Here is a 1,038-nt window from a genome sequence, read left to right as displayed (position 1 = left end):
CTGGCCGAGGCCGACCATCCAGTCAGCGCCCCGGTCGTCGCGGACCTGCTGCACGCGATGGGCTTCAGCCTTCAGGGCATGGCCAAGACGAAGGCCGGCAGTCACGTGCCCGACCGCGACGCCCAGTTCCGTCACATCAACACCGCCGTCGAATCCTTCCTGGCCCGCGGCCTTCCGGTGGTGAGCGTGGACGCGAAGAAGAAGGAGCCGATCGGCGATTTCGCCCGCCCCGGCCGCACCTACCGCCCCAAAGGACAACCGATCACCGCCCCGGACCACGACTTCATCGATCCCGACGCCCCGATCGCCATCCCGTACGGCATCTACGACCTGGGCCGCGACAGCGGCTGGGTCAACGTGGGCACCGACCGCAACACCGCCGCCTTCGCGGTGGAGTCCCTGCGCCGCTGGTGGAACAGCCAAGGCTGTCTTGACTACCTCGGCGCCGACCGGCTCCTGATCACCGCGGACTCCGGCGGGGCGAACTCGGCCGACTCCCACCTGTTCAAGATGGACCTGGCCGCCTTTCGCCGACGAGTGCGGGCTGAGCATCACCGTCATGCACTTCCCACCCGGCACTTCAAAATGGAACAAGGTCGAACACCGGCTGTTCTCCCGGATCACGCACAGCCTGCGCGGACAGCCGCTGACCAGCTACGAAGTGCTGCTGCAGACCATCTCGGCCACCCGCACCAGCACCGGACTGACCGTCAGTGCCGCACTGGACGAGAACGACTACCCCACCGGACGCTCACTCACCAAGACCGAGCGCAAGGCCATCATGCAGCGGGTCGAGCGCGACGAGTTCCACGGCGAGTGGAACTACACCATCGTCCCCTGCGACCCCCAGCAAGCACCACCGGCCGAGCCCGAGCAAGCGAAGGCGCCCCCGATCCCGGCCGAGGCCACCTTCCTGCTCACGCACCCCGCCCTGACCGGCCTGCCCCGCGAGCAGTTCGACCACCTCGTGGAGGATCTCGAGCCCTTCCGCCGGGTCCTGGCCGAGGCCGAGCGTGAGAAGAGGAAGGGCATCAACCG

1 pseudogene is annotated in these 1,038 nt (G+C 68.0%); it reads left to right on the top strand.

What is annotated here, in order from left to right:
* Positions 1-1,038, top strand: a pseudogene (locus ABZV31_RS38320) (ISAzo13 family transposase); the annotation flags it as partial.

It is taken from the genome of Streptomyces sp. NPDC005202 (genome assembly GCF_040608235.1).
Taxonomy (GTDB): Bacteria; Actinomycetota; Actinomycetes; order Streptomycetales; family Streptomycetaceae; genus Streptomyces.
This window is presented reverse-complemented; position numbering and strand designations above follow the sequence as displayed.